We start from the raw sequence: 13,960 nt of genomic DNA on the forward strand, positions 1-13,960 counted from the left end.
GCTTGGTTCAAGGCCTGAAAAATTGGTTATTTTTGTGCCTTAATCGAAAATAGATGTCCCAGGAAGCAAAAACTCCAAAAAGATATACCATTACAGCAGCATTACCGTATACCAATGGTCCGATACATATAGGGCATTTGGCCGGGGTGTATGTACCCGCTGATATTTACAGCCGGTACCTGCGTTTAAAAGGTCGCGATGTAGCCTTTGTCTGCGGAAGCGACGAACACGGTGTAGCCATCCCCATGAAAGCCAAAAAGGAAGGTGTTAGTCCACAGCAGCTTATCGATAAGTACCATGGGATCATTGCTAAATCCTTTGAAGATTTCGGTATCTCTTTTGATAATTATTCCAGGACTTCTGCAGAGGTGCACCACGAGACCGCCTCAGAATTCTTTAATAAACTCTACAAGGAAGGTGATTTCATTGAAGAGACTACGGAACAGCTCTATGACGAACAGGCGGGGCAATTCCTAGCCGATCGATTTGTTACCGGTACCTGTCCTAAGTGCGGGAACGAAGAAGCCTATGGAGATCAATGTGAACGATGCGGATCTTCACTGAATGCCACGGACCTGATTAACCCAAAATCGACTCTCAGTGGTGGCGTTCCTACTTTGAAAAAGACCAGGCACTGGTTTCTACCCTTAGACCAGTACGAATCATTCCTGAAAGAATGGATACTGGAATCGCATAAGCACGACTGGAAGCCCAATGTGTATGGCCAATGTAAATCATGGATTGACGAAGGATTAAAACCAAGAGCGGTTACCAGGGACCTGGACTGGGGAATCCCGGTTCCTGTAGAAGGTGCAGAAGGAAAAGTTTTATATGTCTGGTTTGATGCCCCCATTGGTTACATCTCTGCAACCAAGGAATGGGCTGCACGGGAAGGGAAAAACTGGGAGACCTACTGGAAGGATGAAGACTCCAAGCTTGTACATTTTATTGGTAAAGACAATATCGTATTTCACTGTATCATCTTCCCTGCCATGCTTAAGGCACACGGGTCATATATTCTACCGGATAACGTGCCCGCCAACGAGTTCCTGAACCTGGAAGGTCAGAAATTATCGACCAGTAAGAACTGGGCGGTCTGGCTGCATGAATACCTGGAGGAATTCCCGGATATGCAAGATGTACTTCGGTATACCCTTACCGTAAATGCTCCTGAGACAAAGGATAACGATTTTACCTGGAAAGATTTCCAGGCGAGGAATAACAATGAGTTGGTCGCCATTTTCGGGAACTTCATCAACCGGGTATTGGTACTCAGCCAGAAATATTACCAGGGAGTTGTTCCCAAGCCGGGTACGCTGAGCGAAACAGATAAAGAAGTATTACAAACCCTGAATACCTTCCCGGTGACCTTGACCGATTCCCTGGAACGTTATCGCTTCAGGGAAGCTTGCCAGGAGTTGATGAATATGGCCCGAAGCGGGAACAAATACCTGGCCGATCAAGCCCCTTGGACAGTAATTAAAGAGGATGCAGAGCGCGTAAAAACCATCATGTACGTAGCCCTGCAGGTAGCAGCCGGGTTGGCAGTTCTCTCTGAGCCATTCTTGCCTTTTACAGCGACTGCATTAAGAAGAATGCTGAATTTTGATAGCCGAGACCCCGGTTCCAATCTATGGGTGGCAGATGCTTCTCCTAAGGAATTGCTCCCTCCCGGCCACCAACTGGGTAGCCCTGAATTGCTTTTCAGAAAGATCGAGGACAAGGAGATACAGGAACAAGTAGATAAACTGGAAACGACCAGGAAAAAGAACGAAACCGAAGAAACAGAAGTGATACCAGAAAAAGACACCATTCAGTTTGAAGACTTCTCAGCACTGGATCTCCGCGTAGGAACCATCCTGGAAGCTGAGAAAATGCCTAAAACAAAAAAGTTACTTGTACTGAAAGTAGATACCGGTATAGACACCAGGACAATTGTTTCCGGAATTTCGGAGAGTTTTGCCCCTGAAGACATCATCGGGAAACAAGTGACTGTTTTGGTTAACCTTGCCGCTAGAAAATTACGGGGTGTTGAGAGCCAGGGAATGATCCTGATGACAGAAAATCAAGAAGGCAAGTTGGTGTTTGTCTCGCCGTCGGAAGCCGGAGTAGGTAACGGGACAACCATAAACTAATGGCGAAAATGGCAAAAATATCCTGGCTACTGATCTTCTTCATGGCCTTTTCATCACTTGGCCTCGCACAGGAGGACACGACCGATGTCAGGGACACGCGCTGGAAGATGCTGACTTATGATGTCGGCAATGTATTCAGGAGTATCGGGTATGCTTATTCCAGGCCCCTGCATTGGGAGAAGAAGCAACTGCTCACCATGGGAGGCATCACCGCCGGAACGGGCCTTATATACCTTGTAGACGATGAAACCTCTCGCTTTGTAAGCAACCAAAGGGAAAGCATCCCCAGGCTCGTCAGGGATTACGGGGAATTATATGGCAGCCCGGAGAACAACTACCTGCTAACCTCCGGGGTATACCTTGCGGGTTTAATTGCCAAGGACGATAAACTGAGGAGAACAGGTGTATTGCTTATCGCTTCCGCCAGTGCAGCCGGGGTATTACAGCAGGTCGCGAAATCGCTCGTAGGGCGTGCAAGGCCAATCAGTGGCTTAGGTAAAGACACCTTTGACCCCTTTAACAGCTCTCGGAATTTTCACTCCTTCCCTTCTGGCCATACCATCCTGGCATTCACCAACGCTTATGCCATTGCAAAGCAATTCAAAAGTCCTTGGGTTAAGGCGGGATTTTATGCCATTGGCCTGGTTCCCGGTGCAAGTCGACTCTGGGATCAGCAACACTGGTTAAGCGACATCGCCTTCGGGGTAGCACTAAGTATTGTGACGGTCGAGTCTATAGATCGATACCTCGACAAACGATATGATAAGAAATATAATGAGCAGGATAAGGAGCTGAGTTGGGACCTGCAGTTCGGTCCAGGGAATGTAGGGGTGATTATTACATTCTGACCGGATGATTAAAATAAAACCAAAGAAGCTCAAGAAAAAATGCTGCGAAAAGTACAAGAAATCGGAAAAGAAGAGATGTAAGCGCTGTCCGTGTTTTGATCTCACATAAAAAAATCGCCTCTTCGGGCGATTTTGTTTTTTGTTAAAGTCCGATCCGGACACTGGGTGTCCCTATCCGGATGCCCGTATTAACCCTGGTTCTAGATGGCCTGTCGTAAGAGCGGTAGTACCCATGGTAATAAAAGGTGGCATGGCTGTAGTAATGGGAACCGTGATGGCAGTGATGATCACAGTATGCGTAATGCTCTTTATAAGCATCCCGTTTACCTTTCATATAGGCGCGATGTGCTTTACGGTCCCGTGCTTTTAATTCCTTTTCATACGCTTCCTGGTCTTCCCAGAAATCGGCCTCGTCAGCCTCTTCTTTGGTAGTAAGGTTCTGCTCGTAAAGTGCATCTTCCCTTCCTCGTTCTTCGTAATACGATATACGATCCTCTTCTGTTTGTTCCTGTGCCATGATCGGGGCCTGGTATCCTATTAGAAGAAGTGCGAGCGGCAGAAGATTTTTTAAATTGATGATCTTATTCATGTTCTTAATTTTTTTAGATTCTGATGTATTAAGAACAATCATAAGGCCTAAAACCCTACTGTAATTTTTTATCTAAAATGTAAGTGCTTGGTAATTAAAGTAGTGAAGCGATCTAATATGGCTTAGCGGCGTTCGTGTCCAGTGGCTACTGCCGGGGTCTTTCCTTTTCCGCTAACTGCGTCGGCAAGGTTCTCCCCTCCTTCGCTGTACTGTATATAAAAATCAGACTGTATATTGTAGATCCTGCCGTGTTCACAGGCATCTGTACACTGGGTTTGCTGGTAATCATATGCCAGTCTTTTACCAGTCATATATACGTGGTAACTTATTGGGTTTTCTGCCTTAAGATCATTTTCGAAATTGCGCTGATCTACCCAGAAATCCCTCTCATCCTCCTCGTGCTTCCAATTCAGTTGGTGTTCCAGCGCTGCATCTGCAGCTGCGCGTTCCCGGTAGAATTCCTCTGTAGGAGCTTCGTCAGGAGTTGCCTGCGCATCCATGTTAGCCGGTGCAACCATAAACACAATAAATAGCAACCAGGCTCCGAGGTGAAGGGATTGGAATTTATTGGTCATATGGGATACGCGGTAATTCATGATGGCAAAAGATGTCTATATAAGTTACAAAAAATCAGTGATTTATACTTGCAAATCAGGCTAAATGTCACTGTTGCCTGTTAAATTACACCATCGTACAAGAATCTGTAATTTGAACTGTTTTTCCGGGAATTGAACGATCATCCTGTTGGAGATAGGCCTTCCGGAAGAAGCGGGGGATTTCTCCTGACCTGCACTACAAAAATACGGGGACAGTCATCAAAAAGTGTGCTATATAAAATAGCTTCTTGGCCCATACCCCCGTAGCGACATCAGATTGCGTTAAAATACTGTTAAGCCCTATAATCATTAGCTTCAGAGGCTAATCATCCACTGATAATTTTGTTGTTTTATCAAATAAAAAGAGGACTCCCAAGGGAACCCTCTTTTGAGATGCAAATTATGCTTTCCCGAGCATTAACAGTTCACTGCATCGCACTTCGGTGACATACCTTTTGACTCCTTCCTTGGTTTCGTAAGTGCGGTGCATCAGCTTACCTTGTACAGCAACTTCACTCCCCTTATGAAGGTAATTTTCCACTATTTCTGCGGTCTTTCCCCAGGCCAACACCTGGTGCCATTGTGTATCCGTCACCTTCTCTCCTTTCCCATTCTTGTAAGACTCATTCGTGGCTACTGAAAATTTAGCCAGTTTACTTCCATTTTCCAGGGCTACGATCTCAGGATCCTGCCCCAGGTTACCAATCAATACTACCTTGTTTCTCAATGCGTTCATCATCTCATTTTTATTAAATTAAACTTCAGCTGTTTCCGCCAGGACCTTCCCGACAATGCAAACCTAAGGCGATGATTTCCCTGCATTTGCATAAGACACATTTACTTACGTCTGTATACGTTTAGAAATAATTGAAAATGTTTAACGCCTGCTATAATAGGCTACTACTCAATATCCTTATATTTTACCCGGGTTTAATTTTTAACTTTGAGCTCAATTAATTTTTGCTAATGAAACAGGAGCTGATCGCTGAAAAACACTTTGCCGGTGAAAATTTCCGGGAAGCAAGACTGCCCAAGGCAGAATATGAGCTATGTACCTTTGATAATTGTGATTTCTCTTCGGGCTACCTGGACAATGCCCGTTTCCTGGAATGTACCTTTATCGATTGTGACCTTAGCAATGCTAACCTCAGCTATTCCCAATTCCAGGAAGCTAATTTTGTACGCTGTAAGATGATGGGGTTGCAGTTCCAGGATTCCGACCCCTTCCTGCTAAGGATTTCTTTTGAAGACTGTGCCCTACGTATGTCCTCGTTCTACGGCCTAAACCTGAAAGGATGGATTTTTAATCGTTGTAAACTAATAGGCGCTGATTTCACAGAAGCAGATCTTAGCTCGGTAAAATTTGACCAATGCAACCTGGATAAAGCTCTTTTTGAGCAGACCGTATTACATCACACCAATTTTGAGACTGCGATCAATTACAGGCTGGATCCCGCACGCAACAAGCTAAAAAAAACGAAATTTTCTCGTGATGGACTTCCCGGCCTACTGCATGTTTATGACATTGTAGTCGTTTAAATTAGTCCTATGACAGGACGAAAATGCAAAGAGTGTTCTACTGCAATCGCCGGCAGGGCCGACAAGAAATTCTGTTCCGATTACTGCCGAAATGCCTATCATAATCAACTAAACAAGGACTCTAATAACTTGTTGAGGAATATCAATAACCGCTTGAGGAAAAATTACCGGATACTCGAGAGTTTCTCCCTTAGGGACGGAAAGACCAGGACCACAAAAAATCGGCTCTTGGACAAGGGTTTTGATTTTGAATATATCACTAACCTTTACACTACAAAAAAAGGTGCAATCTATTACTTTGTTTACGATCTTGGTTATTTACCACTGGACAATGACTTTTTCATGATTGTTAAAAGGGAATAAGCGCTTATGAAGCCTAGATAAAATAAAACCCGGCACTAGGGCCGGGTTATGTTTAAAACTGAGTCTGTACTATTTCCAATTGTGAGAATTTAATTTTAATGCAGCAATCACTATATCTTTCCTGCTTATTTGCCCTACGAGCAATCCTTCACGCATCACGGGCAATCTACGCCTGTTGTTTTTGTGAAATACCCCCGCAGCATCAAATATGCTGATATCGTGTTCAATGGTCTCTACATTCTCAGTCATAAATCGCTCCACGTTCTTATCCAGGATCGGTTGATTAAAATACCGGCTTTCGGATATCTGCTTCATACAATCGGCTTCAGAAATGATCCCAACAAGGAAGCCATTATCATCGAGAACAGGCCCCCCGGAAATATGATGTTTTGCAAAGAGCTCCATAACCTCCAAAATAGATTGATCCGGCCTGAAGGTAACCAGTTTTGTAGTCATATAGTCAGCTACCAATATGGGGGCGTCATATTCTTTTTTCGCTTCTGCCTTGGCTCTACGGCCCTGAAAACTTTTGATTCCCATAGTTGTTTGTTTGAAATTCAGTTAATTTTAAATATAGACAAATTCTGCGGATAATTTAAATAAAGTCGCCAAACAGCTAAAGACTATCATAATTTTATACATTTATCGAATAATTTGACAAGGATGAAGCGATATATCCCATTGCTCAGTCTCCTCCTGCTTTTACTGGCTTTCCTTACCGTGTTCAGCACCCGTATGCCTTCGGACAACTATGGAAATCAGGCTGGGGAGACCGGGTTTTCCACGGAACGAGCATTGAAGCACGTCAAGGCCATGAGCACAGCACCCCATGCCGTAGGCTTCCCTGCGCATAAGGAAGTCCGTAACTACCTTGAACAGCAATTACAATCCCTTGGGCTGCAACCCGTATTACAACAGGGCTACACCGCGGGTGACTGGGGGAATTTAAGCAGGGCCACTAATATTATCGCAAGACTCAATGGATCCGGAAACGGGAAGGCCCTTTTGCTACTATCTCATTATGACAGCAACCCTCACTCTTCTTTAGGTGCCAGCGATGCTGCAAGTGGCGTGGCTGCAATCCTGGAGAGCATGAGGGCGTTTCTGGCCTCAGGGACCACCCCTGTAAACGATATCATTGTTCTCTTTACAGACGCCGAAGAACTTGGACTCAACGGTGCCGATTTATTTGTCAACCAACACCCATGGGCTAAAGATGTTGGCCTCGTACTTAATTTTGAGGCCAGGGGTAGCGGGGGGCCATCCTATATGTTCTTGGAAACCAATGGAGGTAACCAGGCCCTGATACAGGAATTTATGAAAGCCGAGGTCGAGTTCCCTGCTGCGAATTCACTGGCTTACAGTGTTTATAAATTATTGCCCAATGATACGGACCTGACTGTCTTCAGGGAAGATGGGAATATACAGGGCTTTAATTTTGCTTTTATAGACGATCATTATGATTATCATACAGCACTGGATCGCTATGATCGCCTGGACCCTTCTTCGCTTGCACACCATGGAAGTTATCTTTTCCCCTTGCTTCATCATATGAGCCAGGTCGATCTCTCCACCCTAAATGAGGATTCGGATATGGTGTACGTGAATATTCTATTCTTTGGGTTGATCACTTATCCCTATTCATGGATCTGGCCTATGTACTTCCTTGCTGTGTTAACCTACATTTTATTGCTCTCTTTTGGACGGAAAAAACAGCTGCTCTCCTGGAGAGCCATGGCAAAAGGATTTACACCGGCTTTACTGAGCCTCCTGGTTAACCTGCTTATCGGCTATTTCAGTTGGACGGTCATCCTATGGATATACCCGGAATACCGGGACATATTACAAGGTTTTCCCTATAACGGCTATTGGTATATAGGAGCATTGGGAGCCCTGGCAGCATCTTTATGTTTTATTATCTACAGCAAATTTGACACCATCAGTGTCGCAAATAAACTACCCTCTGTTATCCTGATCTGGCTGCTATTATGCGGAGCCTTATCCTATTTTCTTGCAGGTGCAGCTTTTTTTATTTTACCGGTCTTTGCCCTCTTGGCAGGGTTCTTTATTATTCTCCACCCCAAAGAAACCGACCCTATTGTCCTCGCCCTGCTCTGCGTACCGGCAATTTGGATTGTAGCACCCTTTATCGAAGCCCTTCCTGTCGGACTCGGATTAAAATTGTTGATCACCACAACCTTATTTGTAACCCTATTGTTCTATCTGCTGTTACCGCTACTGGATTCTCTTAAACTACATCGGAATTTGGCTTTGCTCGGGTTCATTCTGTTCCTGGGAATGATTGTTGCCGCACATTTAAGGTCCGGATTTTCAGAAGAACAACCGCATCCAAGCAGCTTGGTATATTTATTGGATGCCGATACCGAGGAAGCCTATTGGGCGTCCTATAACCACCACTTAAGCTCCTGGAATACCTCTTACTTTACCCAGACACAGGTGGATGATGCGACAGAAATTCCGATCTTCCCCAGTAAATACCAATCCGGTTTTACGCAGGTTGCTGCAGCACCGGCAAAAAACCTTGGCGTACCCCTGGTAGAAAAACTGATGGATACCCTGGTAAATGGCGAGCGAAAACTCAAAATACTATACCGTCCGCAAAGAGCCGTGAACAGGTTAGATCTCTATACTAACCCGGTACAACTGAACCGGGTTAAGGTCAATGGAGTTTCCCTGGAGGAGCATTATCTGGACAGGCGGGGAAGCCGACTTTTAACCCACTACATCAGTGAGAATGATGTAACCCAGCTAGAGATTGAGCTGCCTGCAAATGCAGTACTGGAACTTTCTTTCTTTGAATCGGCGAACAACCTGTTAACACACCCGGAATTCTCTGTACCTTCCAGGCCGAAAAAAGAGATCCCCATGCCATTTGTATTGAATGATGCCACGGTGATCATGAAAAAAGTGTTGTATGAGTAGCACCATTGCTATAATGGGTTGTGGATGGTTAGGTTTACCTTTGGCCGAAGCTTTGCTGAAAAACGGATGGACCATTCACGGGAGTACCACATCTGAAGATAAAATACAGTCGCTCCTAAATGCTGGGATCACACCCTTCTTACTTCAATTGAGTCCTGACCATATCAAAGGAAATATCGGGCAATTCCTGCAAGGCTCAGAGGTACTCGTAATTAATGTTCCTCCCAGGCTTCGGGCCGAGGACAGTGAAAGCTATTTTGACAAGATGAAGGTGCTTCATAGCGAGATTAAAAAGTCTGGGGTTAGAAAGATCATTTTTGTCAGCAGCACATCGGTATATGGAGATCAAAGTGGAGTATTGGATGAAAAAAGTAAGGCCAGGCCGAATACAGAATCCGGGAGGCATTTACTGGCCTCAGAACAACTCTTTATACAAGATCCCGGTTTACATACTACGGTGGTCCGTTTTGGCGGTCTGATCGGTGGCGACAGGCACCCCGTTTCGCATTTATCCGGTAAAACCGAACTTCGGAATGGAGAGCACCCCGTAAACCTTATCCACCGAACTGATGCTATTTCCCTGGTACAAATCATTATTGAAAAGGAATACTGGAATGCCATCGTCAATGGTGTGGCTCCGGAACATCCTGAAAAGCAGGATTATTACCGGTCTGAAGCCTTGAAACGCGGGCTTACACCTCCTGATTACCAGCAATCTACAGGAGCAAATCCCGGGAAATTAGTTGAATGTAAGTATTTTCCTTATAAAAGGTCCGTATTTTTAACATCGATTTTTAGTTAATTCACAACACTTTTCTACCTTTTCACAACAAACCTTTATGCAAAATCTTAAATAAGGTCCCTTTTTACGGGCATCACGCTATTTCTTCCGTAATTTTAAGTGAATCACAAATTCTACTAGTATCATGGAAAGATTAAATATAAAAGGGAAAATACTTACAGAAATTAAAGTCTTAATTGATCGCAGTTGTCAAAGAGGAAATAAAACGGAAAGGGACAGGGAACTACACCAGGTGCTTATTAAAAAGCATTATAATGCTACTGATGTAAAAATCGATTACCATCGGAAAAGAGTATCTATGGATATCGTCATGGATGATACCACATATAACCCTAAGAAGGTAAATGTGAAATTACCCCTGCTACACGCGAACCTTCTATTCCAGAACCTTCGGGAGTTTTTAAATTCATGTCTTGAGAGCGATCGAAACAGTCTCTCTTTCTACGCTTGGCTATTACGATCGTATTCCGGCAAGGATATGCCGCTTACCACGGTCTGAGGAATAATATCACTACAAAAACTAAAAGGATACCATGCGGGTATCCTTTTTTATTTGACCCCTAGCGATTTAAAGTGATTTTGGGGCAGACTTATTAAAAAAAATAATAGTTTTGGCGCACAAAATTCAGGTAAATGAAAAGGATACTATTCGGATTAATGCTGGCTATAAGCCTAAGTACGTATGCCCAAAGCACTACAGATCTTCAAAATCACTACGAGGCGTTTTATAACGAAATGAAGTTGCAGGGGGATATCAATGGCGTTATAAACGCACTGACCCACCTGAATATTCTCGCGCCAAGCCAGGAGCGCCGGGATACCCTGGCCTATGTATATGCCAACAACAATCAGCATATGCAAGCTCTGAATACTATCGGGATAGAGACCGATGAGAATGATTCAGACCTAGCCGTGCAAGTCAAAGCGATTTCACTTAAGGCTCTGAACCAACCCAAGCGTGCACTGGAGCAATACAGGATACTATACCAACGAGAAGCAGATCCCTACCTGGCTTACGAGATTGCTGACCTGAGGATACAGACCGGAGGGGATGGTGAGGCACTGGAATACATTACTTATGGTATTGCGAATGCAACTGATGATATGATGTATGCTTTTTACGAACGTCAGCAGCCCTACCAGGTACCTCTGAAAGCAGCATTCCTTCATTTAAAAGGACTGGTACAGTATAACATGAATAAGAATAACATTGACAAGGCCATTGCCCTTATGGACGAAGCTTTGGCTATTGATCCTAACTTTAACCTGGCAAGCCTGAGCAAGCAGGCCTTACTGTCCAGGAAAGAAAAAGCAGAGAATCCCGAGGAGTAATTAATCGGTTCAGGGTTTGCGCAACTTCTCGGTCAGCAGACTGTCCTTTTCTTTTTTCAGCAGGATGAGTTTATCCACGACTTCATTCGGAACCGCAATAGAGAGGACGTAATGTGCAATTTTCCATTGCCCGTCCTCTTGCCTCAACACGCCTGAGCCACGGCATAATTTCATTTGGGTATCCAGCAATTCGTCAAACCAGGCGATTTTTCCATCCGGTCCGAGGTAAATATTTCGCTCGAGGGAAGTGAAATTCCACGCTTTACCCCTGTCAAAATAGGGCTTTGAGAATTCCTTAAAGGCCTGATTCCCCCAGAGCTCTGTCGCATCGGTCCCGATGAAGACCGCATCATCGGTCATCAGATCAAAATATCCTTCAAAATCAGCATCGGATGCAGCCTGGTGCCATCGGTCCAATATTTTCCCAATAGCATCTTCAGGATTCATTTGACCAAAGGCCTGCCCACAGGCGAAGATCAAGGCGAGTATTATGACATTTCTATTCATCTAGGAGTAATTCGCTTTCTAAATTATTGTTTAAGATCACATCAAATTGTTCACGCATGGCGTTATAAGAATTAAGCATATCCCTGGTAGGCTTTACTAGGTCTTGCCGGTAGATCAGGGCTGCTTTCACCTTCAGGATATAGGTCTTAAGTACTTTTTGCCTGCTTTTAATTTTTGGGGTATCAAATTGTATGGGATAGGTAGAAGTTTCAAGGGCTTTTTGCTTTTCAATAAGCTCGTCAACGGTCAAAACCAGGTCTTCCCTGTTCTCGGTCTGGTACACCCTCTTGAAAGCCGACTCCATTTCCTGGAACTCCGGCCAAGTTTGTAAAATAACTTCCACCTCCCGGTTTACCGTGTTTATACGGGGCAGGGAATCAGTGGGAAAAGAAGTGAGTTCCTCTCTGTGAGGGAGTGTGGTTTCTTCCCCTTCTTTACAACTTAAGAGCGAGAGAAGACACAAGCAGATCAGTAATATCTTTGGCATGGAACGAAGGTACAAATTTTAATAAAGGCTATCTTTGGGCTCTATTAATAATTACAATATGCATAAATCTATACTCATCTTAGGTGCCTGCGGACAAATTGGCACAGAACTCACCCTGGCTCTTCGTGAGCGATATGGCAACGAACAAGTGATTGCCAGTGACATACGTGAAGGCAGTGGACAATTGATGGATTCCGGACCGTTTGAAATGCTGGATGCCACCAACTATGGAGCTCTTGAAGATATAGTTATGCATTACGAAATTGACGAGGTTTACCTGATGGCCGCGATGCTTAGTGCTACGGCGGAAAAATTTCCGATGAGAGCCTGGAACCTGAATATGAACTCGTTATTTAACGTGCTTAACCTAGCCAAGGATAAAAAGATCAGTAAGGTTTTCTGGCCTTCCAGTATTGCCGTTTTTGGCCCCAACACCCCTAAAGAGAACACCCCTCAACACACCATCATGGAACCAAGCACCGTATATGGTGTCAGTAAGCAATCCGGGGAGCGCTGGTGTGATTATTACCATAAGAAATTCGGCGTAGATGTTAGAAGCGTCAGGTATCCGGGGCTCATCAGCTGGAAAACTGCTCCGGGTGGGGGTACAACCGATTTTGCCGTAGATATTTACATGCAGGCCATAAAGGATGGTACCTATACCTGTTTTGTGTCCGAAGACACCCGTCTTCCAATGATGTATATGGACGACGCTATCCGTGCGACGCTGGCTATCATGGATACGCAACCGGAAAATATCAAAGTGAGATCGTCCTATAACCTGGCAGCCATGAGTTTCAGCCCTGCTGACATGGCGGACAGCATCCAAAAGCATATCCCCGACTTTACTATTGATTACGAACCGGATTTCAGGCAGGCCATAGCGGACTCCTGGCCGAGCAGTATTGATGACAGTAACGCACAGGAAGACTGGGGCTGGTCTCCGGAATTTGACCTGGAGAAGACCACCCGGGAAATGCTTTCCAACCTGAAATAGACTTACTGGGCGAAGATATCAGCAAAATTTTTGAAGCACTTAAACTCCACCATGTACCCGTTAGGGTCCGCGATGAAGAAAGATCGGTGTTCTCCTTTTTTATTTGTTAGGAAAGTTGTTTCTGAGCTGATCTCTTCTTCGCTTAATTCCAGTTTCCTGTAAAGGGAGTTCCAGGTGGATAAATCCACTACTACCCCAATATGGAATGCCGGCAGAACAGAATCTTCGAATTTGTAGGACTTATATGAGAAATTATAGTCTCCGCACTTTGTAAAGGTAATCTGGTTCCCAAAGAGGTCTATATCTAACCAGGTAGTAGTATTGCGACCCTGCCGGGCCCCAAGGGTTTGAACATAGAAATCCCTAGTCTTACTGATGCTGTGACAGGGAAGTGAAAGGTGGAAAGGAAAGTTTTTCATCACTGCTCGTTTTAAATTATCCTTCCCGGGAAGAGCAGAACCGGAAACTCTAAATGGAGATCCGGTGTACTGCTTTATTCTCCTGGAATATATTATGTGTCGTCCGAATCCTCGTCCTGGACTTCAAAGTCAGGGATCGCTTCCGGATCGTCTTCATCGTAATCCTCGTAATCGTCCTCGTCATAATTGGCCATGGTGATCTCTAGCTTCTGACTGATTTTTACCAGGTACTTGGTGTCTTCGGTCAGGACTTCTACAGCTTGTATCCGTTCACCCTGGGCATTCTTAAAAGTTATGATATTGCGGTCGTCATATCCATCCGGATATCGCTCTACCAGTAGTTTTAATACCTCCGGGGTAAGTTTCTTAAAATCTACAATTACTCTTTTTAAATTATCCATAA

17 protein-coding genes are annotated in these 13,960 nt (G+C 44.5%); 9 read left to right on the forward strand and 8 right to left on the reverse strand.

All coding sequences use genetic code 11. The annotated features are described in order from the left end of the window. Positions 1-53: 53 nt before the first annotated feature. Both metG and PP178_RS02155 read left to right on the forward strand, forming a co-directional pair. Positions 54-2,135, forward strand: a complete 2,082-nt coding sequence (gene metG / locus PP178_RS02150) for a methionine--tRNA ligase (RefSeq protein WP_272592659.1) — start codon at positions 54-56, stop codon at positions 2,133-2,135. 8 nt (positions 2,136-2,143) lie between these two features. Then, positions 2,144-2,983 (forward strand): phosphatase PAP2 family protein, encoded by an 840-nt coding sequence (locus tag PP178_RS02155; RefSeq protein ID WP_272592660.1) that lies wholly within the window; start codon positions 2,144-2,146, stop codon positions 2,981-2,983. A 142-nt stretch (positions 2,984-3,125) separates the two neighbouring features. Here PP178_RS02155 and PP178_RS02160 read toward each other — a convergent pair whose 3' ends face one another. From PP178_RS02160 to PP178_RS02170, 3 genes are all read right to left on the reverse strand, one after another. After that, a complete protein-coding gene (locus PP178_RS02160; RefSeq protein ID WP_272592661.1) occupies positions 3,126-3,572 on the reverse strand; it encodes a hypothetical protein in 447 nt (148 codons plus the stop codon). Between the two features lie 122 nt (positions 3,573-3,694). Continuing rightward, positions 3,695-4,168 (reverse strand): hypothetical protein, encoded by a 474-nt coding sequence (locus PP178_RS02165; RefSeq protein ID WP_272592662.1) that lies wholly within the window; start codon positions 4,166-4,168, stop codon positions 3,695-3,697. A gap of 400 nt (positions 4,169-4,568) precedes the next feature. Then, positions 4,569-4,904 carry a single-stranded DNA-binding protein gene (locus PP178_RS02170; protein WP_272593610.1) on the reverse strand — a complete coding sequence of 112 codons (336 nt, stop codon included), beginning with the start codon at positions 4,902-4,904 and terminating at the stop codon, positions 4,569-4,571. Positions 4,905-5,134: 230 nt separating this feature from the next. On the opposite strand from PP178_RS02170, the gene PP178_RS02175 reads away from it, so the two are divergent. Next, positions 5,135-5,707, forward strand: coding sequence for a pentapeptide repeat-containing protein (locus tag PP178_RS02175; RefSeq protein ID WP_272592663.1), 573 nt, complete (start codon positions 5,135-5,137; stop codon positions 5,705-5,707). Between the two features lie 9 nt (positions 5,708-5,716). Beyond that, a complete protein-coding gene (locus PP178_RS02180) occupies positions 5,717-6,070 on the forward strand; it encodes a hypothetical protein (RefSeq protein WP_272592664.1) in 354 nt (117 codons plus the stop codon). Positions 6,071-6,139: 69 nt separating this feature from the next. Here the strand turns inward: PP178_RS02180 and PP178_RS02185 are convergent, their stop codons facing one another. After that, on the reverse strand, positions 6,140-6,610 hold the full coding sequence (locus PP178_RS02185) for a CBS domain-containing protein (RefSeq protein WP_272592665.1): 471 nt from the start codon (positions 6,608-6,610) through the stop codon (positions 6,140-6,142). A 123-nt stretch (positions 6,611-6,733) separates the two neighbouring features. Here PP178_RS02185 and PP178_RS02190 point away from each other — a divergent pair, with 123 nt between their 5' ends. The 4 genes from PP178_RS02190 to PP178_RS02205 all read left to right on the forward strand — a co-directional run bounded on the left by PP178_RS02190 (position 6,734) and on the right by PP178_RS02205 (position 11,147). Beyond that, entirely contained in the window at positions 6,734-9,013 is a 2,280-nt protein-coding gene (locus PP178_RS02190; RefSeq protein WP_272592666.1) for a M20/M25/M40 family metallo-hydrolase, read from the forward strand. After that, positions 9,006-9,815 carry an SDR family oxidoreductase gene (locus tag PP178_RS02195; RefSeq protein WP_272592667.1) on the forward strand — a complete coding sequence of 270 codons (810 nt, stop codon included), beginning with the start codon at positions 9,006-9,008 and terminating at the stop codon, positions 9,813-9,815. The genes PP178_RS02190 and PP178_RS02195 overlap by 8 nt, the downstream gene beginning before the upstream one ends. A gap of 124 nt (positions 9,816-9,939) precedes the next feature. After that, positions 9,940-10,314 (forward strand): hypothetical protein, encoded by a 375-nt coding sequence (locus PP178_RS02200; RefSeq protein ID WP_272592668.1) that lies wholly within the window; start codon positions 9,940-9,942, stop codon positions 10,312-10,314. 134 nt (positions 10,315-10,448) lie between these two features. Continuing rightward, the gene (locus PP178_RS02205) at positions 10,449-11,147 is read left to right on the forward strand and encodes a hypothetical protein (protein ID WP_272592669.1); all 699 of its coding nucleotides are present in this window, start codon (positions 10,449-10,451) and stop codon (positions 11,145-11,147) included. Between the two features lie 9 nt (positions 11,148-11,156). Here the strand turns inward: PP178_RS02205 and PP178_RS02210 are convergent, their stop codons facing one another. Together PP178_RS02210 and PP178_RS02215 are read right to left on the reverse strand one after the other, a co-directional pair. Further along, positions 11,157-11,654, reverse strand: coding sequence for a nuclear transport factor 2 family protein (locus tag PP178_RS02210; protein WP_272592670.1), 498 nt, complete (start codon positions 11,652-11,654; stop codon positions 11,157-11,159). Next, the gene (locus PP178_RS02215; RefSeq protein WP_272592671.1) at positions 11,647-12,141 is read right to left on the reverse strand and encodes a hypothetical protein; all 495 of its coding nucleotides are present in this window, start codon (positions 12,139-12,141) and stop codon (positions 11,647-11,649) included. The genes PP178_RS02210 and PP178_RS02215 overlap by 8 nt, the downstream gene beginning before the upstream one ends. A gap of 58 nt (positions 12,142-12,199) precedes the next feature. Here PP178_RS02215 and PP178_RS02220 point away from each other — a divergent pair, with 58 nt between their 5' ends. Further along, a complete protein-coding gene (locus tag PP178_RS02220; protein ID WP_272592672.1) occupies positions 12,200-13,138 on the forward strand; it encodes an NAD-dependent epimerase/dehydratase family protein in 939 nt (312 codons plus the stop codon). Between the two features lie 2 nt (positions 13,139-13,140). Here PP178_RS02220 and PP178_RS02225 read toward each other — a convergent pair whose 3' ends face one another. Next, positions 13,141-13,557: a VOC family protein gene (locus tag PP178_RS02225; protein ID WP_272592673.1), complete on the reverse strand. Its 417-nt coding sequence runs from the start codon at positions 13,555-13,557 to the stop codon at positions 13,141-13,143. Between the two features lie 92 nt (positions 13,558-13,649). After that, complete coding sequence (locus PP178_RS02230) at positions 13,650-13,958, reverse strand: hypothetical protein (protein WP_272592674.1); 309 nt, start codon at positions 13,956-13,958, stop codon at positions 13,650-13,652. Between the last annotated feature and the right edge of the window lie 2 nt (positions 13,959-13,960).

Origin of the sequence: Zeaxanthinibacter sp. PT1, assembly GCF_028464225.1 — a bacterium.
Lineage (GTDB): Bacteria > Bacteroidota > Bacteroidia > Flavobacteriales > Flavobacteriaceae > Zeaxanthinibacter.

Bases quoted from the DNA above. Each gene is read 5' to 3' on its own strand.
- metG (WP_272592659.1), top strand. From the start codon at position 54: ATGTCCCAGGAAGCAAAAACTCCAAAAAGATATACCATTACAGCAGCA.
- PP178_RS02155 (WP_272592660.1), top strand. From the start codon at position 2,144: ATGGCAAAAATATCCTGGCTACTGATCTTCTTCATGGCCTTTTCATCA.
- PP178_RS02160 (WP_272592661.1), bottom strand. From the start codon at position 3,572: ATGAATAAGATCATCAATTTAAAAAATCTTCTGCCGCTCGCACTTCTT.
- PP178_RS02165 (WP_272592662.1), bottom strand. From the start codon at position 4,168: ATGAATTACCGCGTATCCCATATGACCAATAAATTCCAATCCCTTCAC.
- PP178_RS02170 (WP_272593610.1), bottom strand. From the start codon at position 4,904: ATGAACGCATTGAGAAACAAGGTAGTATTGATTGGTAACCTGGGGCAG.
- PP178_RS02175 (WP_272592663.1), top strand. From the start codon at position 5,135: ATGAAACAGGAGCTGATCGCTGAAAAACACTTTGCCGGTGAAAATTTC.
- PP178_RS02180 (WP_272592664.1), top strand. From the start codon at position 5,717: ATGACAGGACGAAAATGCAAAGAGTGTTCTACTGCAATCGCCGGCAGG.
- PP178_RS02185 (WP_272592665.1), bottom strand. From the start codon at position 6,610: ATGGGAATCAAAAGTTTTCAGGGCCGTAGAGCCAAGGCAGAAGCGAAA.
- PP178_RS02190 (WP_272592666.1), top strand. From the start codon at position 6,734: ATGAAGCGATATATCCCATTGCTCAGTCTCCTCCTGCTTTTACTGGCT.
- PP178_RS02195 (WP_272592667.1), top strand. From the start codon at position 9,006: ATGAGTAGCACCATTGCTATAATGGGTTGTGGATGGTTAGGTTTACCT.
- PP178_RS02200 (WP_272592668.1), top strand. From the start codon at position 9,940: ATGGAAAGATTAAATATAAAAGGGAAAATACTTACAGAAATTAAAGTC.
- PP178_RS02205 (WP_272592669.1), top strand. From the start codon at position 10,449: ATGAAAAGGATACTATTCGGATTAATGCTGGCTATAAGCCTAAGTACG.
- PP178_RS02210 (WP_272592670.1), bottom strand. From the start codon at position 11,654: ATGAATAGAAATGTCATAATACTCGCCTTGATCTTCGCCTGTGGGCAG.
- PP178_RS02215 (WP_272592671.1), bottom strand. From the start codon at position 12,141: ATGCCAAAGATATTACTGATCTGCTTGTGTCTTCTCTCGCTCTTAAGT.
- PP178_RS02220 (WP_272592672.1), top strand. From the start codon at position 12,200: ATGCATAAATCTATACTCATCTTAGGTGCCTGCGGACAAATTGGCACA.
- PP178_RS02225 (WP_272592673.1), bottom strand. From the start codon at position 13,557: ATGAAAAACTTTCCTTTCCACCTTTCACTTCCCTGTCACAGCATCAGT.
- PP178_RS02230 (WP_272592674.1), bottom strand. From the start codon at position 13,958: ATGGATAATTTAAAAAGAGTAATTGTAGATTTTAAGAAACTTACCCCG.